The organism is Dyadobacter psychrotolerans, from assembly GCF_004349265.1.
Taxonomy (GTDB): Bacteria; Bacteroidota; Bacteroidia; order Cytophagales; family Spirosomataceae; genus Dyadobacter; species Dyadobacter psychrotolerans.
Genome location: NZ_SMFL01000011.1, coordinates 1 through 19,061, shown reverse-complemented (window position 1 = coordinate 19,061; position 19,061 = coordinate 1). Strand labels below are relative to the sequence as shown.

At 41.4% G+C, this 19,061-nt stretch carries 16 protein-coding genes and 1 riboswitch; of the genes, 2 read left to right on the top strand and 14 right to left on the bottom strand.

All coding sequences use genetic code 11. The features are described 5' to 3' along the window. Window positions 1-15 precede the first annotated feature (15 nt). From E0F88_RS24235 to rocD, 14 genes are all read right to left on the bottom strand, one after another. Window positions 16-903, bottom strand: coding sequence for a response regulator (locus E0F88_RS24235; RefSeq protein WP_131960882.1), 888 nt, complete (start codon window positions 901-903; stop codon window positions 16-18). 267 nt (window positions 904-1,170) lie between these two features. Continuing rightward, entirely contained in the window at window positions 1,171-1,368 is a 198-nt protein-coding gene (locus tag E0F88_RS24230) for a hypothetical protein (protein ID WP_131960881.1), read from the bottom strand. A gap of 100 nt (window positions 1,369-1,468) precedes the next feature. Continuing rightward, window positions 1,469-2,029 (bottom strand): helix-turn-helix domain-containing protein, encoded by a 561-nt coding sequence (locus E0F88_RS24225; RefSeq protein WP_131960880.1) that lies wholly within the window; start codon window positions 2,027-2,029, stop codon window positions 1,469-1,471. A gap of 85 nt (window positions 2,030-2,114) precedes the next feature. Continuing rightward, complete coding sequence (locus tag E0F88_RS24220) at window positions 2,115-2,570, bottom strand: response regulator (protein ID WP_131960879.1); 456 nt, start codon at window positions 2,568-2,570, stop codon at window positions 2,115-2,117. A 339-nt stretch (window positions 2,571-2,909) separates the two neighbouring features. Then, the gene (locus E0F88_RS24215; RefSeq protein ID WP_220466371.1) at window positions 2,910-4,262 is read right to left on the bottom strand and encodes a DUF418 domain-containing protein; all 1,353 of its coding nucleotides are present in this window, start codon (window positions 4,260-4,262) and stop codon (window positions 2,910-2,912) included. Window positions 4,263-4,375: 113 nt separating this feature from the next. Then, the gene (locus E0F88_RS24210) at window positions 4,376-5,107 is read right to left on the bottom strand and encodes a class I SAM-dependent methyltransferase (protein WP_229213896.1); all 732 of its coding nucleotides are present in this window, start codon (window positions 5,105-5,107) and stop codon (window positions 4,376-4,378) included. A 26-nt stretch (window positions 5,108-5,133) separates the two neighbouring features. Continuing rightward, window positions 5,134-6,054, bottom strand: coding sequence for a glycosyltransferase family 2 protein (locus E0F88_RS24205; RefSeq protein ID WP_131960877.1), 921 nt, complete (start codon window positions 6,052-6,054; stop codon window positions 5,134-5,136). 27 nt (window positions 6,055-6,081) lie between these two features. Then, window positions 6,082-7,173, bottom strand: a complete 1,092-nt coding sequence (locus E0F88_RS24200) for a DegT/DnrJ/EryC1/StrS family aminotransferase (protein WP_131960876.1) — start codon at window positions 7,171-7,173, stop codon at window positions 6,082-6,084. Beyond that, window positions 7,170-7,556 carry a sugar 3,4-ketoisomerase gene (locus E0F88_RS24195; RefSeq protein ID WP_131960875.1) on the bottom strand — a complete coding sequence of 129 codons (387 nt, stop codon included), beginning with the start codon at window positions 7,554-7,556 and terminating at the stop codon, window positions 7,170-7,172. Before E0F88_RS24195 ends, E0F88_RS24200 begins: the two co-directional genes overlap by 4 nt. Before the next feature lie 275 nt (window positions 7,557-7,831). Beyond that, entirely contained in the window at window positions 7,832-10,930 is a 3,099-nt protein-coding gene (locus tag E0F88_RS24190) for an SbcC/MukB-like Walker B domain-containing protein (protein ID WP_131960874.1), read from the bottom strand. Window positions 10,931-11,022: 92 nt separating this feature from the next. Next, the gene (locus E0F88_RS24185; protein ID WP_131960873.1) at window positions 11,023-12,582 is read right to left on the bottom strand and encodes a GH3 auxin-responsive promoter family protein; all 1,560 of its coding nucleotides are present in this window, start codon (window positions 12,580-12,582) and stop codon (window positions 11,023-11,025) included. Window positions 12,583-12,697: 115 nt separating this feature from the next. After that, entirely contained in the window at window positions 12,698-12,952 is a 255-nt protein-coding gene (locus tag E0F88_RS24180; protein ID WP_131960872.1) for a GlsB/YeaQ/YmgE family stress response membrane protein, read from the bottom strand. 95 nt (window positions 12,953-13,047) lie between these two features. Next, entirely contained in the window at window positions 13,048-14,445 is a 1,398-nt protein-coding gene (locus E0F88_RS24175) for a S41 family peptidase (RefSeq protein ID WP_131960871.1), read from the bottom strand. A 4-nt stretch (window positions 14,446-14,449) separates the two neighbouring features. After that, window positions 14,450-15,703 carry an ornithine--oxo-acid transaminase gene (gene rocD, locus E0F88_RS24170; protein WP_229213895.1) on the bottom strand — a complete coding sequence of 418 codons (1,254 nt, stop codon included), beginning with the start codon at window positions 15,701-15,703 and terminating at the stop codon, window positions 14,450-14,452. 158 nt (window positions 15,704-15,861) lie between these two features. Beyond that, window positions 15,862-15,957: riboswitch (TPP riboswitch) on the top strand. Window positions 15,958-16,073: 116 nt separating this feature from the next. Between rocD and E0F88_RS24165 the strand changes: the two genes are divergently transcribed. Together E0F88_RS24165 and E0F88_RS24160 are read left to right on the top strand one after the other, a co-directional pair. Continuing rightward, window positions 16,074-18,527, top strand: coding sequence for a TonB-dependent receptor (locus E0F88_RS24165; protein WP_131960870.1), 2,454 nt, complete (start codon window positions 16,074-16,076; stop codon window positions 18,525-18,527). A gap of 273 nt (window positions 18,528-18,800) precedes the next feature. Further along, window positions 18,801-19,061, top strand: a 261-nt coding sequence (locus E0F88_RS24160; protein WP_131960869.1) for a hypothetical protein, incomplete at its 3' end; no start/stop codon positions are given.

Here is a 19,061-nt window from a genome sequence, read left to right as displayed (position 1 = left end):
TAATAAGAGTGTAAATCAGCTTTGAAATTTACTTTTGGGAAGTACAATAGTCCGCCACCAAAAATGGCATAAGTCCTGAAAATACGGAAACCATTTATCGAGTTCCGTGGATTTGATCATGTAGGCGTTTGCCTTGTGCTGATAACTGGCTTTGATATCATCCTGGTGATCGGAATTACTTAGAACGATAATAGGAACGGTGCTGAGATTATTTGAACTGAAAAACCCCTTTATATCATCCAGTAAATTCAATCCTTCCTCCCTTGTAGGTAAATAAAGATCCAATAAAATCAACTGCGGAAATGGCTCGCGCGCTTTCCAACCGGAAGCCAGAAATTCCAGAGTACTTTGTCTGTTTGTTGTGCCGCTAATTTTGACATTAGGCATGCTCTCCTTCAAAGCCACATCCATCAAACCCCAATGGTCGGCATTATCTTCAACAAAAAGAATACTCGTTGCTTTATATGTTTTCGAGATAGCTAAACCTTTAAAAGCCGGATACTGATTCAGAAAGCAAACATTAATTGCTTCTGCCATTTGAATATAGTCCTCAATCAGGACTGGTTTGGTCATGTAGGCGTTAATTCCTGCCTCATAGGCCTGTCTTACAAGTTCGGGATTCGAGGTTGTTGAAATCATTACAACCGGAATATCCTGACAGTACGGATCTGCTTTAAGAACTGCAATCGCTTCAAGACCGCTTACACGGGGCATGTTCATGTCCATCAGGATAAGCATTGGGAACCGGCTTAATTCCTTCTTTTTGATCATGTCAAGCAACTCTTTTCCGTCAGTTACTTCTATGATTCTGATATCATCAATAACACTTTCAATTGCTTCTCTAAAAAGCATCCGGTCGTCGTCGTCGTCGTCAACGAGGTAAATAGTCTTGGTAGTAGGCATGGTAACAAGGATAAGCAGGTGCCGGGCTTGGCAATCCTTTCGTCTGTTACAGGAACCGAAGTCCGCATGAGAGGTGAAAGCTTATTAAAGGTAGCGCTTTATTGCGAGGCTATTGTTTTTAATTAGAACAATCGAGCCGGTTATTATTTTATTATATGATTATTTTCACAAAATGCAGCATAAGTGCCTGATCGCTGAACAAACAGCTTCAGAATAAAAACAGGGCAACCCAAAATTTGAGCTGCCCTGTTTTTGCGTTTTAACTTCTTAGAAGTTGCGGTTATTTCTTACTTCCTGTAGCTTCATTTCACTATCCTTTGTTGGCGTGTAGCGTACCGGTGTAAATATTTTGTAGATGCGGTTTTCTTTCAACAGATGGTCAGGATGGTTTGCAGAAACTTCCTGATTATTTGATTGCCCGATCAGTTCTCTCAGATTTTTGACCAGGCCGGATATCATTGACATGTTTGTGATATTTAGATTTGTAATCAAAATAATTACAGACCAAAGATAACTATAACGTTGGTCGCATTGGCTACCAAACTGCCACTAAGTGTTACATGATTCACACATTATCCGCTGTAAGCCATCCTTTATTCCCTGATTGTTTAAAATAACTGGGCGTAAAACCAGTTACTTTTTTAAACTGACTGGATAAATGGGCAACGCTGCTGTAATGCAGCTTGTAGGAAATCTCGGTAAGTGTAAGCTGCCCTAGTGAAAGGAGTTCCTTCACACGTTCAATCTTATGGAACATGATATAGTGTTCAATCGTAATTCCCTGTACTTTCGAGAACAGATTAGCCATGTAGGTGTAATCATACATGAGTCTGCTACTGAGATAATTTGAGAAATTGGTACGCAGTGGCTTTTCAGCATCGTTGACCATTTCAATGATACTGGTCTTGATTTTTTCAATCAGCTGGCTTTTTTTGTCTTCCAGCAATTCCAGCCCATGAACAGCGAGAGCCGTTTTTATTCTGAGAATATCTTCGTCCAGGATAGCGCCTGTCAATTCAATCTCTCCCTGCTCTGCGGGTAAGAAGACCAGACTTAGTTTGTCGAGTTCTTCTTCAACGATTTTCCGTTCGCGAAGGCTTACCATGTGTTTAATGTGCAGCCTCATTGGGTAAATCGTGTAACCAAACCTGAATCGTTTCCGGTAAGTTCTTTAAAGCTAGTGATTTTCAGATATAAAACATAATCCGCTTTCAGGGTGTGCTATCCTCCGGACTTGCATTTCTTTTCACCAGACTTTTATCAGAAACAGAATCCAGTACCTGCGGGCATATATAACGTTTCCCTTTGAGGACGGCCTGAATACATTCATCCAGTTCTGAGATGGGATTTTGTTTTGAAACATATCCGTTTACTTCTGCTTTCAGATAGTCCGCAATCATGGTAGGATCCGCCTTTTCGTCGTAGACAATCACTTTACCGTTTACATTCCATTTTTTCACCGTCCCGATATTTTCGGTTTCTCCGGAACTTGGATGCTGGTTGATTCCCAAAATGACAAGATCCGGATTTTGGCCAGGATATTGTGTTGAAAAAATCTCTGCGCTTTCGCAAGACAGGACGGTTACACCTTCATAATGCTCTTCAAGATACAGGCTTAATCCTTTGCGTAAGATCGGAAATTTGTCAATTAGCGCTATCGTGAGCATAGTAACCTTGTCAAAACCTGATAATTTATTTGTTGCTGGTTACTCTGGCAAAGTTTCCCATTTTTAATTATTCCACTTTCAAATTTTCGATTTTTGAAAGTATCCTGTTGCTTGCATGCAACAGACTGAGATCTAACACTTTTCAGGCATCTCAATATTTGTATGATTCGAGGCAAACAAAGACTCCAAAGTAAATAATTTTGGTGTTATTTTTTGTTTTTTTATTACTAAAATTCTATTCAGGGAGTCGAAATAATTTCTAATTCCAAAAAATAATCCGGAGATGTCAACTCCGGATCTCATTTCTACGTTTCGCCGATGTTCACCAATCGGTCCGGATCAGGGGTTCGTTTTTCGAATGGGTTGAAATTTCCAGTAAGTCAGACTTCTCCATAACCATTCCAGCGGACCAAAATAAAAGTAACGGAGCCAGATCGGGCTGATGATAATTTGTAAAATCCAGATGCAGAAAACCAGGTAGAAAATCTGATAGTATTCCAGGGTTGCATAATAATTAAGCCCGTATCCGAAAAAGAAAAGTGTACATATTATCGTGTGCATGACGTAATTGGTCAGCGCCATTTGTCCCACAGCTGCTAACCGGTTAAAAAATTTCTGAGCCACTCCAGACTGAACAATAAGAATAACAACAGATGCATGCGCCATAACCAGTAAAATACGCTGGAAAGGATAAATGATATTAACCCAGACAACCGGATTATTTTCCATGTGAACAAAGGAAGCTGCCAGATTTGGGAAATGGATAAAACTGTAATAAAAATCATATAAGACCAGCGGCAAACCAACTCCGTAGCCAATCAGCATCGTTAGCTTATACTGCTTCTTTTTCCATTGACCAGTAAAAAATCCCCATTTAAACAGCGCTATGCCCAACAGCATCAAAGCTAATGGATCGGCAATTCCGTACATAAAATACTTAAATTGCCAGTCAAACGATGTTTTACGGATCTTTTTAGCCACTGTGGCATAATCCGACTTCATCTTTTTTGTATTGTCCTTAATGTCCTGTTCATTAGGAATGAAATCTTTTTCAACTTCCCGCCAATCTGCCAGAACCTTTTTCTGCGTTGCATCCGGGGTTTTATTGGAGAGCAATTCTGTTTTAACCCTGACATAATCCAGCCGCTTCTGACGCATATCTTTATAAAACATGTATCCCATACCAAAATCCAATATTGCCACAAGCGGTACGCCCAGGGCGAGATATTGCGGCTTCACTTTCCTGAACAGAAAAGCAATCATGCCGATTACACCGTATGAATACAAAATGTCTCCCTCCCAAAGCAGTAAATGGGCATCAGCAAGGCCGAAAACTACCAGCCACGCCATCCGGCGATAGTATAAAAATGTAGTCGATTTACCTGCTGCTTCTTTTTTTGTTGTAAACAATAAAATTCCCGCTCCGAAAATCATTGAAAACAGCGCTCGCATTTTACCCTCAAAAACGACAGTTATAAATCCTCGTACCCAGAAATTAAGACTTTCCAAGTCGGTCCGGAATGGCTCGGAAAAGCGTTGCGGCATCGAAAATGCCGGAATGTTCATGAGCAGAATACCCAGCAGCGCAATCCCGCGCAGGATATCTATTGAATCAATACGGTTTAATTGTGAAACAGGAGAAAAGAAGACTTTTTCCGTTTTAGGAGTAGTAAGGTTTACGCTTTCCATCATTGAAATTTATTGTTGAATTAGAACTCTGGCAGAGCTGACAATAAATTTAATGATATAGATTTTCAAAAACTCATTGATAATCATTTACTTATTATTCGGCAAGTACAAATTATTTATCTGAGTACCATAAATAGAGAACTGCCGAAAGGTGCTGTACTGAGAATGTTTTCTTCCATACGCATGACCGACCTTAATAGGCCGTTGACAAGGTCTCCTGGATAACTTACGTCCGAATCGGGACCGGCATGATTCATATGTTTTTTTTTGATCTGATATCTTTGCCAGCTTCTGACAAGCCAGATAGGAAGGGAAAGTGCAAAGGGCCAGTAGGTTTTGTATTCGACAATTAACCCGGACGAATGAGCATAAGCGGCAAAGTCCTTAAATTCAAACCGCCGGGAGCTGCCAACTGCAATATCATGCGTACCAGAAAATGCTTCAAATGCGTGGATATTTATCAGGATAATTCCTCCCGGTTTCAGTTTCTTTCGGAAGTTCTGTAATGCGCGGATAATCTCCTGATCGTTTAGAAAATACAGAGCGTCGTTACAGATAATCACATCAAAAGTTTCTTCCGGTTTAAAAGCTTCTACATTTTTAAGATCGCCAAAGCTTACACTCAGATTTCGTTCCAGCGAAAAATCGATCGCATGCTGTGAATAGTCAAAACCGGTTGTATCACGATATCCTTTTTCCTTTAAAAATGAAAGCAGGCCACCAGTTCCGCAGGCTGCATCGAGGATTTTCAGATCCGGATTAAAGGTTTTAAAACGTTTATTGATTTGTTTCAAAACCTTTCCATGGAGTGTTTGATACCACCAGAGCTTTTGCTCTACCTCGTACATTCGCTGGTATTCTAGCCGGTTGCCGATCATGCTGTTACCGTGCTATTGTACTTGATCACATATTGGGGCTGCCCGCTTTGTGCCATGAAACTTTTGCCGATATATTCACCCAAAACACTTAAAAGCGTACATTGAATACCTCCGATAAAAATAAAAGCAGCCGTAACCACCTGCCAACCCTTTGGGTCCGGACCTAAAATCCACTGACCGAAAAGGAATGTCAGTAAAATAAAACCAAGCCCAAACAACCCCAGCCCGATTGGCATAAAAACCCTGATCGGAAGGGAAGAATAACAAAAAAGAATGTTCAGGAAAAGCGAAATAAGTTTTCGCCAGGTATAGTTGGAAGCTCCTTCTTCTCGCTTCAAGTGAGATACCTGCACAGTTCCGATGTTGTTTGTAATCCGGAAAATCAACCCGTCGATGTATGGATACGGCCCCTGATATTTGATTATTTCCTGCACAACCTCGTGTTTGATGAGCTTGAAGCTTGACAAATAAAGATCTTTTGGTTTATTTAACAAATACCCGGTAATCCAGTTTACAAGCTTGCTGCCCATATTCCGGCGTTTTGAATGCTGTTTTTTCTCATAGTAGGTGTAAACAACATCATGATCCCCTTTTTCTGCGGTAGCTAAAAGTTTAAATATTTCCTCAGGAGGATTTTGAAAATCATCGTCGATCATCACGCAATAATCACCATAAGCCCAGTTTAGTCCGCACATCACAGCATTAAACTCTCCATAGTTCCTGCGCAGTGATATAAAACGAACGTTGGAATATTGGTCAGCCAGTTGTTGACCAATTCTTTCCGAAGCATCCCTGCTGCCATCATTCACCATCACAATTTCGAAGGAGATGGCAGAAAGCTCAGACTGTAACCTTTCCACAAGTAACCTTATGGTGGATTGGCTATTGTAAACCGGGATGACGACAGATAACTTCATAAAGTAATTTGATTGATAACAACTTATTTACGAATCAAACTGATTCACCGATTGAATTACATACGAGATTTCATCATCTGTGAGCCGCGGATGCAATGGCAGACTAATTACTTCGCGATGAATTTTTTCTGTCAAAGGCAGTTGTTCGTCATTGAGATGTGCATAAGCCTGCTGTTTATGAATCGGAAGCGGATAGTGTATATTGGTTTGTATACCTTTGTTTTCCAAATATTTAACAAGATCCTGACGCCTGTTATGCCGGACTACAAACAAATGCCAGACATCTTCATTGATGCGGTCTCCGGGTGGGAGAATCAGGTCCGGTAATTTTATTTCGTTTAGATAACGAGCTGCAATTTCTTTCCGTCGTTTATTTTCTTCATCCAGAAAAGGAAGTTTAACACTAAGAATAGCTGCCTGCATTTCGTCTAGTCTGCTATTCACCCCCTGATAGTCGTTTTTATAACGTTCCTGAGAACCATAGTTCCGCAGGTAAGCTATTTTTTCAGCAAGCGATTTGTCCAGGGTGGTTACAGCTCCTGCATCGCCAAACGCCCCCAGATTTTTGGTAGGATAAAAACTAAAAGCCGTAGCATCTGCAATGCCTCCGGTTTTTTTCCCCTGAAAAAGCGCTCCATGAGCCTGCGCCGCATCTGTAACAACCTTCAATTGATGGCGCTGCGCAATTTGCATGATGGTGTCCATCTCACAACACCGTCCGTAAAGATCTGTGGTAATTATCGCTCTGGTCAGCGGACTTATTTTCTCTTCAATTTTTAGAGGGTCAATAAGCATCGTTACCGGATCGGGCTCCACAAATACGGGAACCAGATTTAAAGCACTTACCGGCAAAACAGAAGCGATATAGGTATTCGCAGGAACAATAATCTCACTGCCTGCAGGAAAGTCAAACGCTTTTAATATTAAGGTAATCGCATCCAGGCCATTGGCTACGCCTACACAATAGCCGGCTTCACAATAGTCAGCGAAAGATTTTTCAAATGCTTTTAATTCATTTCCCAAAATATACCAACCCGACCGAAGCACACGCAGCGTGGCCTCTTCAATCGCCGGTAAATGGGGCTCATTGATCTGATTTAAATCCAGAAAGGGAATCATTGGGAAATTAGATGGTTCAATAAATAAGGCTCGTCAATATAATCCGCCTGGTCGTAATGCTCATTGGAAAGAACTAGCAGGATTGCGTCTTTTGAAAATGAATCCATGATGTGCCAGTCTTTGGGTTCGAGAATAAGGCAAACTTCGGGATTATCAAGTAAAAAATATTCTTCCTCTTCGCCATCGTTGGAATAAACGCGGCAACTGCCATGAATACAGATTAACGCATTCCAGGCTTTATGATGCCGGTGTCCGCCTCTTTTTGTATCTCCTGCTCCGTAAATATAGAAAACACGTTTGATCGCTCCGGGGATAATATTTTCAAAAACCGTAAGATTGCCCGTGCCAGAGCTAAACGTTTTCAGCTCAATTAAGTTTGGCATATTTGTCAGTTAGGGGATGTATAAAATTTTCAAATAGTATAATTTAAGTTACATTTTATAAATACAGAGGGAGATAAACATTTTATGCTTTACTACAAAAATATCTGCTTTGCGTTATAAAACAAATGCTACCAATGGAAAGTTAGGGAATTTAATCGTCTCTTCAACAGCTAAGTTTTAGAGAATATAACTTATTCAGATACAAAACGTTTGGTTGTGATAATAGTGCTACGCACAGTATCAAATAGTACTATTCTGCAAATAAAGTAATTCTACTATTTCCAACTTGGCAAAATTTTACTTCCATCTTCGGTTTGTTCAATTTTGAGGTAGGTTTGAATTTCCTGCTGAAGATCTTCAACGTGGCTGATAATACCAACGATGCGGTTTTCCTTACGAAGCGATTTGAGGGTTTCGAAAACCGTTTGTAATGCATTTTTATCCAAGGATCCAAAACCTTCATCCAGGAAGAAGAAGTTATGCTTTGATTCGTTTCTTACGTGAATGTGGTCTGCGAGGGCAAGGGCAAGAGACAATGCTGCCTGAAACTTCTGCCCGCCTGATAAAGTTTTTAATAACCGGATATGGCCCCCGTTTAACAAATCACGAACCCAGAAGCTGTTTCCTTCACCCAGTTCAAGGTGCAGCTGCTGGTGGGTCATTTGATGAAAACGGTGATTAGCGGCCTGAATAAGATTTTGCAGATAAATACTTGACGCATAATCAACAAAACCACTGGACCGGAACAGTCTTGCAAGGTCGTCCAGGTGTTCCTTACGAAGCTGAAGGCGCTCTTTCTCTTTTAAGAGCAAAGCTTTTCTGGCCAGATTTTCTGCCATTTTTTTGAGCAAACCTTCCAGTAAGCCTTCTTCTTTTCGAAGAGAATTTAGATTTTGGTTAAGAGAATCCTTTTCCTTTGCCAGCTTTTCATGTTTTTCCGGATCGTAAACCTGGTCCTGATTTTCAGTTTTCAGCGTTTCAAGGTCTCTTTTGGTTAAACTCAACCCAGTTTTAAAAGCATCGATCAGTTTCCTTTCAGAAACGGTCTGGATTGTGTCGGAAAGAATTTCCTGCACCTTGCTTTCATTTTCGAAGCCGTGAACCGCGAGTTGTTCCCAAATAGACTTTTGAACCTGGTCTAATTCCTTTTGATTGGTTTCCAAAGCTGCGAATAAGGTAGTCTGGCTTCCCGAAATCGTATTTTTTTCTTTGTAGAGCAGATCAATCTGAGTTTCAGTCTGTTCGTAGAGCTGTTTTATCTTTTCGTGACTGCCTTTCAGTTCATTAACTTTTAAGGAAATAGCCATTTTATCCTGACCGGCGAAATCCGTTATTTTAACAAGTATCAATTGTTCCGAAAGTGTTGAAACGGTACTTTCAATTTTCAGAATTTCATTTTTAAGGTTTTGCAGCGACTTTTCTATTTTCTCAGCCTTTTCCTGAGTCGCTGTTTCTATGGCTGCGGCTTTGCTTTTGATCAGTAATTCATTTTCCCTGATTAACTTTTGATTACGTTCTACATCTGCAAAATGCTGGTCAAAGGCGCTGCGGTTATTCCTGTCAAATTTTTCCCACACAAAAAGCAGATCATGCTCTGAAACGCGCTCTTTGATTTCCTTATACTTTGAATTTATCGTTATTTTCTGCTTTTCCAGATGCTCAATCTGACTAAAATCCCTTTCAATTGCAGACTGGAACCTGCGAATGAGCTGATCATCTTTTAGTAGTTGATTTCGTTCTTCATCCTTTTTAATAATCTGCTGCTCCAGACTGTTGTCTGCATGTAAAACAGCCGGGTGATGTACAGCGCCGCAAAGCGGACAGGCATCTCCTTCTGAAAGACCTGCGGCATATTGATTTAAAGCCAGTTGCGTCTGAATAACAATGGTTTGTTTCGAAATATTTTCTCTTAATTTCTCATTATTTTCCAGATAACTACGGGTAAAGTCAGACAAATTTCCCAAGGTAGAAGTAGCCGTAAAATCGGTCGCGAAACGCAGGTTGGCAGCATTTATTTTTTCGGTCAGCTGCACTTGTACCTGCGTAATTTCTCTTTTCAGATCATCTGCTTCTTTCAGCACGTTTTTCCTGTTCTCCTGAATTTCATCAGATGTTGCAAACCAGGACTTAATCTGACTTAACGCCTGAATATCTGTTTGAAGGCTTTTCTTTACTTCGTTATCTTCTTCTTTGGCGGCTTTTTCTTTTTTGAGTTTCGCTATGACTTCTTCCTTTTCTTTCAGCTTTTCTTCATCTCTCACCAAAGCACTTTTGCTCTTTTCTGCCTGAGAAAAAAGATCCTGAATTTGAACTACTTTTTCCAGCTCTTCGGCCATATCAAGCAATTCATGCCGTTTTTCATACTGCTGATGAAGGCTATCAAGAATTTCCTTCTCACTTGCTAAAAGCGCAGTTAGTTCGATGTCCCGTACCTTGTTTTTATCAAATGACAACTGATCACGAAGGATGGCATTGGATAAAGACTTTTGTTGTTCAAAAAAGGTCTTAAAGTGAAGCAAACAAATTTCGAAAATACGGAGTTTTTCCTCCCTGATTTCTATACCTGAACGCTGCGATTCCAGTTCAGCCAGTTGAATCTGAAGTGTTTTTACTTTTTCAAAAACCTCTTTCAGTTTCTGAAACTGATCCAGCTGAGCAGTTAAATTCACCAACTGTTCGTTGGCAACTTTGATTTTCGACCGGACCTCCTCCCTCTTTTTCTCTTCCTCTTCAATCATCTCCGGAGTTACTTCCCCAAGCCCCTGCAGCTGCCCGTCAACATTCGACAGCTCCATGTCATTCTTTTTATTCAGCGTTCCAACATTTCTGCTTAAGTCATATTTTTCGAGCTGAAAAAGCTCTTTCATCATGCGGGTTCGTTCCGCATCTTTCAGTTCAATAAATTCCTGAAAACGTCCTTGCGGTATGATAATCGTCCGGCGGAAATTATCATAACTCAGACCAATGATATGCTCAGTGGTTTCATTTTCTGAAAGAGGTACCCAGAAGTTGTCTTTTCTGATATAAGCCTTCCGCTCAAATGTCTTTACCTCTTTAAAATTTTTACTGTTTCGTTTTCCTCTTACCGTGAAACGATAGAGATCACCACTTTTTCCTGCTATGCATTCAAAATCGATCAGCAATTCGTCCGACCGCAGGTTCATCATGTTGTACGTCCGGTCGTCTCCCGATTTGTTCAGGCGTTCCGTGTCTCCGTACAAAGCAAAAGTGATTGCTTCCAGAATGGATGATTTGCCGCTTCCCACAGATCCGAAAATGCCGAACAGCGATGCGTCCGTAAGTGCATCAAAATGAATTTCCTGCTCGGTTTGATAAGAGTATAAACCCTTTATTTTAAGATATTTGGGGATCATTTTTAAGGCTGTTAGCCGTCAGCTTTCGGCTACATGTTGTTCAATATTTTGAGTTGCTTATTTACCCATGACGGAATAGTTCAATCGGGTTATCAGCTTTCTGCCGATTGCTGATAGCCGACTGCTGACAGCCCATCTTTGAGCATGGCCAGCAGATCGTCCAGATAAAGACGGTCATTACTTAGTCGCGGAACCTTATTCTGGCCTCCAAGTTTCTGGCGTTTCCCCATCCATGCATAAAACGTCCCGGCAGGTACAAAATGAATAACCGGCTCTAAAAGTGCCATATCTTTGTAACGTTTGGCATCATAATCCGAATTTACCTCCCTGAGCGATTCGTCCAGAATTTTTGCAAATTCCTTCTGACTGCCTGGCTCTTCTGTAAATTCTATCACCCATTCATGTCTTCCACGTGATCCGTCGCCCATGTAAACCGGCCCGGCGGTATAGTTGGCTACCAGTGAATTGGTTTTCTGCGTAGCCATTTTTATCGCATGATCCGCATTTTCGACAATGACCTCCTCTCCAAAAGCATTGATAAAATGTTTGGTTCGGCCACTCACTTTTACCCGAAATGGATTTTTAGAAGTAAATTTAATCGTGTCACCAATCAGGTAACGCCATAAACCTGCGTTGGTTGAAATTACCAGAGCATAGTTTACGCCCACTTCGACTTCATCCAGCAACAGTGCTTTCGGATGGGTTTTACCCACTTCATCCATCGGGATAAATTCGTAGAAAATGCCATAATCGAGCATCAACAGCATTTCGCCCACTTTGCTCAGATCATCCTGAATAGCAAAAAAGCCTTCGGATGCGCTGTACGTTTCCAGATAGGTTACCTGGTCGGAAGGAAAATATTTTTTTGTGAACAGATCGCGATAAGGCTCAAAAGAAACTGCTCCGTGCACGAAAACCTCAAAGTCGGGCCAGACTTCGAGCATGTTTTCTTTTTTTGTCAGTTCAAGAATCTGGTCAAGAAGGACAATGGTCCAGGTTGGCACGCCCAGAATACTCGTAACGTTTTCCTGCGAACAGATCGCAGCCATTTTTTCCAGCTTGCTTTCCCAATGATCCATCAGTGCTACCTCAAGCGGCGGCGTACGCATAAACTCTCCCCATGCAGGTAAATTTTGCATAATAACAGCAGATACATCTCCAACCTGGGTATGATCATCGAAGGGATTTGCATGAAGTGTTCCGCCTATCGAGAGGCCTTTTCCGTCAAAAACCCTTGTTTCCGGACGGTTATGGATGAGCAGCGTCATCATGTCCTTGCCGCCTTCATAATGGCATTCTTCCAGCGCCTCCGGCGATACCGGCAGGTATTTGCTTCTCGCGTTGGTTGTTCCGGAAGATTTGGAAAACCACTCAATCGGTGAGGGCCAAAGTACGTTTGGCTCCCCTTTTAAAACTCTCTCTATATATGGATACAGCTCCTCATAAGAAGAAACCGGAACCTGATCCTGAAATTCCTTTATGGTTTTGATCTGGCCATAATTGTGCTTTGATCCCCACTCTGTGTAACGTGCAGTTTCTATCAGTTCAGAAAATATGCGTTGCTGGGTTTCAACGGGGGTTTTCATAAACTGTTCAATCCTTTCAAAGCGCCGCTTTAAAAACCAGACGGTCATATCGTTCACCAGCTTCATAACGTGATCGGTTGGTTAAGATTTCAATTGGGAAATTTAGTAAAATTAGTAAATAAAAATGGTGAGAGAACAGACTAAAACTGTTTCCCTCACCACTGGCTTGTGAATTATTTCTTTAAGCTTTGGTACTGAACTTCCTGTAAAGAAAAAGAAGTAACACAGCCCCAAGAATTGCAATAAAAAGGCTTCCGATATCGAACCCGTCAACAGTGCCATAACCAAGCATGGATGAAATCCAGCCGCCGACAACTGCACCGGCGATACCGATCAGAATAGTAACGATAAAGCCGCCCGGATCCTTACCAGGGTGAAGTGCTTTTGCAATTGCTCCGGCAAGGAGGCCGACGATGATCCAGGTTAAAATTCCCATTATGTTTTTAGTTTATTGTGAAATGTATATTTCAATAATATAAAAACTGTGCCTTACAAAAAGGCAGATGCGATATTTAATTCGGACAGCTTTTTTTATTTATCAAAAAACATATTACTCCCGCCAGCCTTTTTACTAACCGTCGATTCAATTTCCTGAACATCAGCATTTGTTCTTGCTGCCTGCAAAGTGCTTTGCCTCACAACACGTGAACCCACAATTCTAAACAAGGCTTCTCCTAGCAAAGGATCTCTTGGATTTCCGTATGGGTAAAGTTTGGTACCTTCCGCAACGGCGTAGTCCGGCGTGAAACCTACCGAATAATCCGATTTGCGAAGACTATTGAAAGATTTGGTAACAATTGGCTGCAATCCCCACTTGATACCTTCATCCTCTCCGGTTATGGTAATTGAACCTACGTTTTTTCCATACGTTTTAGCACCTACCAAAGTTACATTCATAAAAGGTTTCAGCCCGTTAATTACCAGTTCACTCGCGGAAGCAGAATTTCCGGAGACAAGGATGATGAAGTTGTTAAGACTTGAACCAATGTTCTGAGGCTTGGACTGGAATTTCTCAAAGAAGAAATTCGCTCCGTATTGTTTTTCGAGCACTGGCGTAACAGTCTTGTTGTATTCTTTATAATAAAACACATCATTGGTTGTAACCTTGCCAATAAGACTGGCCAGGTTGGTTGCCGAACTCACATAGCCACCGCCATTGTAACGGAGATCCAGAATAAGGGAATTAACGTTATTTGCCTTGAATCTGGCAAAAACCGTTTCAAGTTTCTGATCGTAAGCAACCGAATTTTTAACGCTGTCCGGGCCGCGCACAAAGTGGTGATATACCAGATAGGCTACCTTGTTTGCACCAAACTGAAAAGTGGTATCATAATAAACAGGGTCCTCCTGAATAGAAAGTTTTTCGAGTGATTTTTTCGTAGTCCCTTCGGTAATTGTACCATCATCGGTTATTGAGCCAAAGGTAAACGAGAGCGTACCGGATGCGTTAAGAAGCTGGCTGTAGTTTGTGCTGGTAAGCTTTTGGTCGTTTACGCTTGTAAATACATCTCCACGTCTAATGCCTGCTTTTGAGGCAGGTGAATTTGGTAGTGTGTACAATACAATCCCGACAACGTTTGTCGTGTTTCTTGGATAATAAACCAGCTTGTAGTCCATGCCGGTCGTCTTGGAATTACCGTTCAGGGACGAAGTCAGTTCATCCGCACTTTCCTGTATCCACGAAAAACGATCTCCGTCAGGATTGGTTGCTGCGTCATACTTGTTCAGCAACGAAGTAAAAAAAGCAGACGGCTCCAAAGTCATATCCGGACTAGCAGGAATTTTATCATTCCAGTAATACCAGTAGTTCATCTGCTCCAGAATCCACTTGTTGGTTTGTGTTTCGGTGGCTGGCTCCACAACTTTGTCTTTACAGGCATACAACACACCTGCCAGCAGCATAACCAGAAAGATTCTTTTTAAAAGCATAACGTCATTGTTTGTAATTGAGAAAAACCTCACTGATTATATCACAAGCTTCATTCATTTGTACTTCATTAATCACAAGCGGAGGGGCAAAACGTATTTTATTTCCATGAGTAGGTTTGCAAAGCAACCCTCTGTCCATCATTTTATAACAAAGGTCCATGGCTGTGGGGCTGTCTTCTGTATCGTTAATTACGACTGCGTTCAAAAGACCCTTTCCTCTAACGTTTTCAATCAGTGAACATTGCGTTTGCAGAACAAACATTCTGCTACGGAAAAGCTGACCCATAAATTCTGCATTTTCTGCCAGGTCTTCCTCTTCAACAACCTGCAAGGCAGCGATCGTTACTGCACATGCCAAAGGATTTCCGCCATAAGTAGACCCATGTTCTCCGGGTGCGATCGTCAGCATAATTTCGTCGTTTGCAAACGCAGCTGAAACAGGGATTGTTCCACCTGATAACGCTTTTCCAAGGACCAAAATATCCGGTTTTACATTTTCCCAATCGCAGGCGAGTCTTTTTCCTGTCCGGCCGATGCCCGTTTGTACCTCATCCGCAATAAAGAGAACATTGTATTTGGTACACAGTTCACGAACGCCTTTAAGATATCCATCTTTTGGAACAACCACACCAGCTTCACCCTGAATCGGTTCAACCATAAATCCGGCAATGTCCGCATCATTCTTTAATGTATTTTCCAATGAATCCAGATCATCATAAGGAATGATCACAACACCCGGCAAAAATGGCCCGTAATCATCCGTACTCGAAGGATCCGTTGAAGAAGAAATTGCAGCCAGCGTCCTTCCCCAGAAATTACCGGATGCATACAATGTTTTGGCTTTATCAGGAGCAATTCCTTTTACTTTGTAAGCCCATTTACGGGTTAGCTTCAAAGCAGTTTCACCACCCTCTACGCCTGAATTCATCATCAGGACTTTATCATATCCAAAATATTCGCAAAGGAACTTTTCACATTCACCCAAACGATCGTTGTAAAAAGCCCGTGAGGTTAAAGTTAGTTTTTGCGCCTGCTCGATTAACGCATTCACAATCTTCGGATGACAATGCCCCTGGCTTACCGCGCTGTATGCAGAAAGAAAATCCAGATATTTTTTCCCCTCCACATCCCACAGGTGCACACCCAATCCTTTGGTCAGCACCACCGGCATCGGTTTATAATTATGAGCTCCGTACTTATATTCCAGTTCCATTGCATGCTGCGCGGTGTCGAAAGCAGCGTCGGTATAGTGTGCCATATTTTTATATACGTCTTAAATAAGAAGTTCGATTTCGTTAGTAAAAATACGTAAAATGAGTTTATTTTAAGTCATTTACCGAAGATGATCCGGTATTTAAAATACAATAATCTTTGGTGTCCATTGAATCATTCAGATATCTGACCTAACTTTGCACGAGAATCTCATAGGGGTGCCCAACCGAACGGGCTGAGATCATACCCATACTACCTGATCCGGATAATGCCGGCGTAGGGAGAGAAAGCTTAACGTAAGGAAAGAATGTTCGTTTTACTGACTTTCAAGCCATTACCAATTTTAGCTGTTTTCAATTTTTTATAATTTAACCAAGGATAGGTGGCCCCTGCCTGTTCGTAACCACTTTATCGCCGTGCGAAAAGTTACGACCTATCTGTTGATGCTGATGTTCAGCGCTCTATCCATTTTGCCTGTTTGGGCTCAAAAATCCATTTCCGGAAGAATAACCGATGTTGCCGACGGCAAACCATTGCCTGGTGCTACCATCCGCGCCGGGGAGATCCGGGGTGCAGCTTCTGATAAAGACGGAAATTTTACGTTAAAAAACATTTCTGAGAATGTTCAGTCGCTGGACGTTTCCTACATTGGGTATCAGTCCGTAAAATTTGGCATTTCAGAATCCGGCAACGCTCTGGAAATTAAGTTAAACAAAAGTACTTACCAGGCCGATGAGGTAATTATCAGTGCCACGCGGGTTACCGACAAAAACGGCATGGCTTACACCAATGTAAGTGCTGAGGCAATTGAAAAACAAAATCTTGGCCAGGATTTGCCGGTTTTGTTAAACTTTACTCCTTCGCTGGTCAGCACAAGTGATGCGGGCGGAGGTGTTGGTTACACAGGAATCCGTATCCGTGGTTCCGATGCGACACGTATCAATGTCACGGTAAATGGAATTCCTTACAATGATGCTGAAAGTCAGGGCGTTTTTTGGGTGAATATGCCTGATTTTGCCTCATCTGTCAGCAGTGTTCAAATTCAGCGAGGCGTAGGGACTTCCACAAATGGCGCAGGTGCTTTTGGTGCTTCAGTGAATATTAATACCAATGCTTTTCGCCAGGAAGCTTATGCGGAGTTAAACAACTCATATGGTTCTTTCAATACTTTTAAGAATACAATCAAACTTGGTACCGGACTTCTTAAAGACAAATTTACAGTTGACGCTCGTCTCTCACGGGTTTCGTCCGACGGTTTTGTAGATCGCGCTTCTTCGGAATTACACTCTTATTATTTATCAGGAGCTTATTTTGGCAAGAAAAGTTTTGTACGTGCCAATGTCTTTTCAGGAAAAGAAAGAACTTATCAATCCTGGAATGGCGTGCCTGAGGCAAAATTAAAAGGAAACCGCGAAGGTATTCTGGAATACATCGACAGAAATGGAATAGGTGAAAAAGATGCTGAGAATTTACTGAATTCTGATGAACGGACCTTCAATTCATATACTTATAAAAACGAAGTAGATAACTACCGCCAGGATCATTATCAGCTGGTTTCTTCCCACACACTGAGTGACAAACTTACATTTAATGTCAACGGATTCCTGGTCCGCGGATTGGGTTACTACGAGCAATACCGGACAAATGACAAATACAGCAATTACAATCTTTCCAACACCATTATTGGCAGTGATACACTTGCCCGCACCGATCTGATCCGCCGTCGCTGGCTGGATAATTACTTCTATGGAACCACCTTCTCATTTGATTATAACAGTTTCAAAAAACTTACAGCAAGCATTGGCGGCGGATGGAACCGGTACGATGGCAAGCATTACGGACAGATTATCTGGGCACGGAATGCTGGAAACATTGAGAACGAACATCAGTATTATTACAATAAGGCCGTAAAAAAGGATTTTAATATTTATGGTAAACTTTATTATCAGCTTACCGAAAAACTGAATGCCTTCGCCGACATTCAGTTCCGCCAGGTCAGCCATACGATCGACGGAACGGATAATGACTTGATCCTGCACGCCGTTGACCAGTCTTACTCTTTTGTAAATCCAAAGGCAGGTTTAACTTACCGGATTGCTGATCAGAGTTCTGTTTACGCCTCGTATAGCCTGGGTAACCGTGAACCGAACCGTGATGATTTTACCAATTCGACCGCACAATTATTTCCAAAAAATGAAACAATGCATAATGTGGAGGCGGGTTTTCGTACGCAAAGGGGAATCTGGGCAGTTGCAGCGAATTATTACCTGATGAGCTACAAAAATCAATTGGTATTAACCGGACAAATTAACGATGTCGGAAATTCAATACGCGTAAATGTGCCGAAAAGTTATCGCACCGGTATTGAACTTGAAGGCGCAATAGCATTTAGCAAATTCCTGAAATGGAACGCAAACGCAACCTTCAGCCAAAACAAAATTGATAATTTCACTGAGTACGTAATCGATTACGATACCTATGAATACAGAACTATAAATCACGGAAAATCGGATATTTCATTCTCACCGAACGTAATCGTCGGCAGTCAGTTTGTGTATAGCCCCAAAAAGAATTTCGAATTGGCTTTGCTGACTAAATATGTAGGAAAGCAATATCTCGATAACACCTCAAGCGAAACCCGGAAACTGGATGCATACTTTACCAATGATATCCGGTTAACCTGGACGATCAAACCAACCTGGATAAAAGAAATCGGATTCAATTTATTGGTGAATAATATTTTGAATGAGAAATATGAGTCGAATGGCTACACCTATGGTTATTTTGCTGGTGATGTTCTTACTCAGGAGAATTTCTACTTCCCACAGGCAGGGACCAATTTTCTGGTTGGGGTGAATTTTAAGTTTTGAGTTTTCAACGCAGAGTTAATTGAGTTTTGCGCAGAGTTTCGCAGAGATAATTTTATAAACTCTGCGTAACTCCGCGAAACTCACTTTTAGCTCCGCGTTTCAATCATTTAAATAGGCACTTCGTTAAAATAAAAATAGGATGAGTTATATTAGTATTCTGATAGTCTGTTTGAGATTTGTAAATAAGATTAGATATGCAAACTACATACCATTTGCGCGCCGGAGAGATCAATAGTAATACTAATTTCAAAATAAAAAGTCGTATATTTATATATGAAATATGCTGACATTATTAAGGAAAGTATAGCTGATTTGCTTTTCATGGAAAAGCGTGAAAAGAATGCAATGCGTCGTGATCGAATTCGATTTATAAGATCGCTAAAAATGGGAGAGTATCGTAGCCAAGCTCGTGCAGGTGCTGCGATTGGATTGGGCGAACGACAATCACAACGGCTTTGGAATAGTTATGTTAAGGGCGGAATTAAGGAATTACTATCAACATATTCAGACCGTTGGTGGGGCAAACTCAGCAGT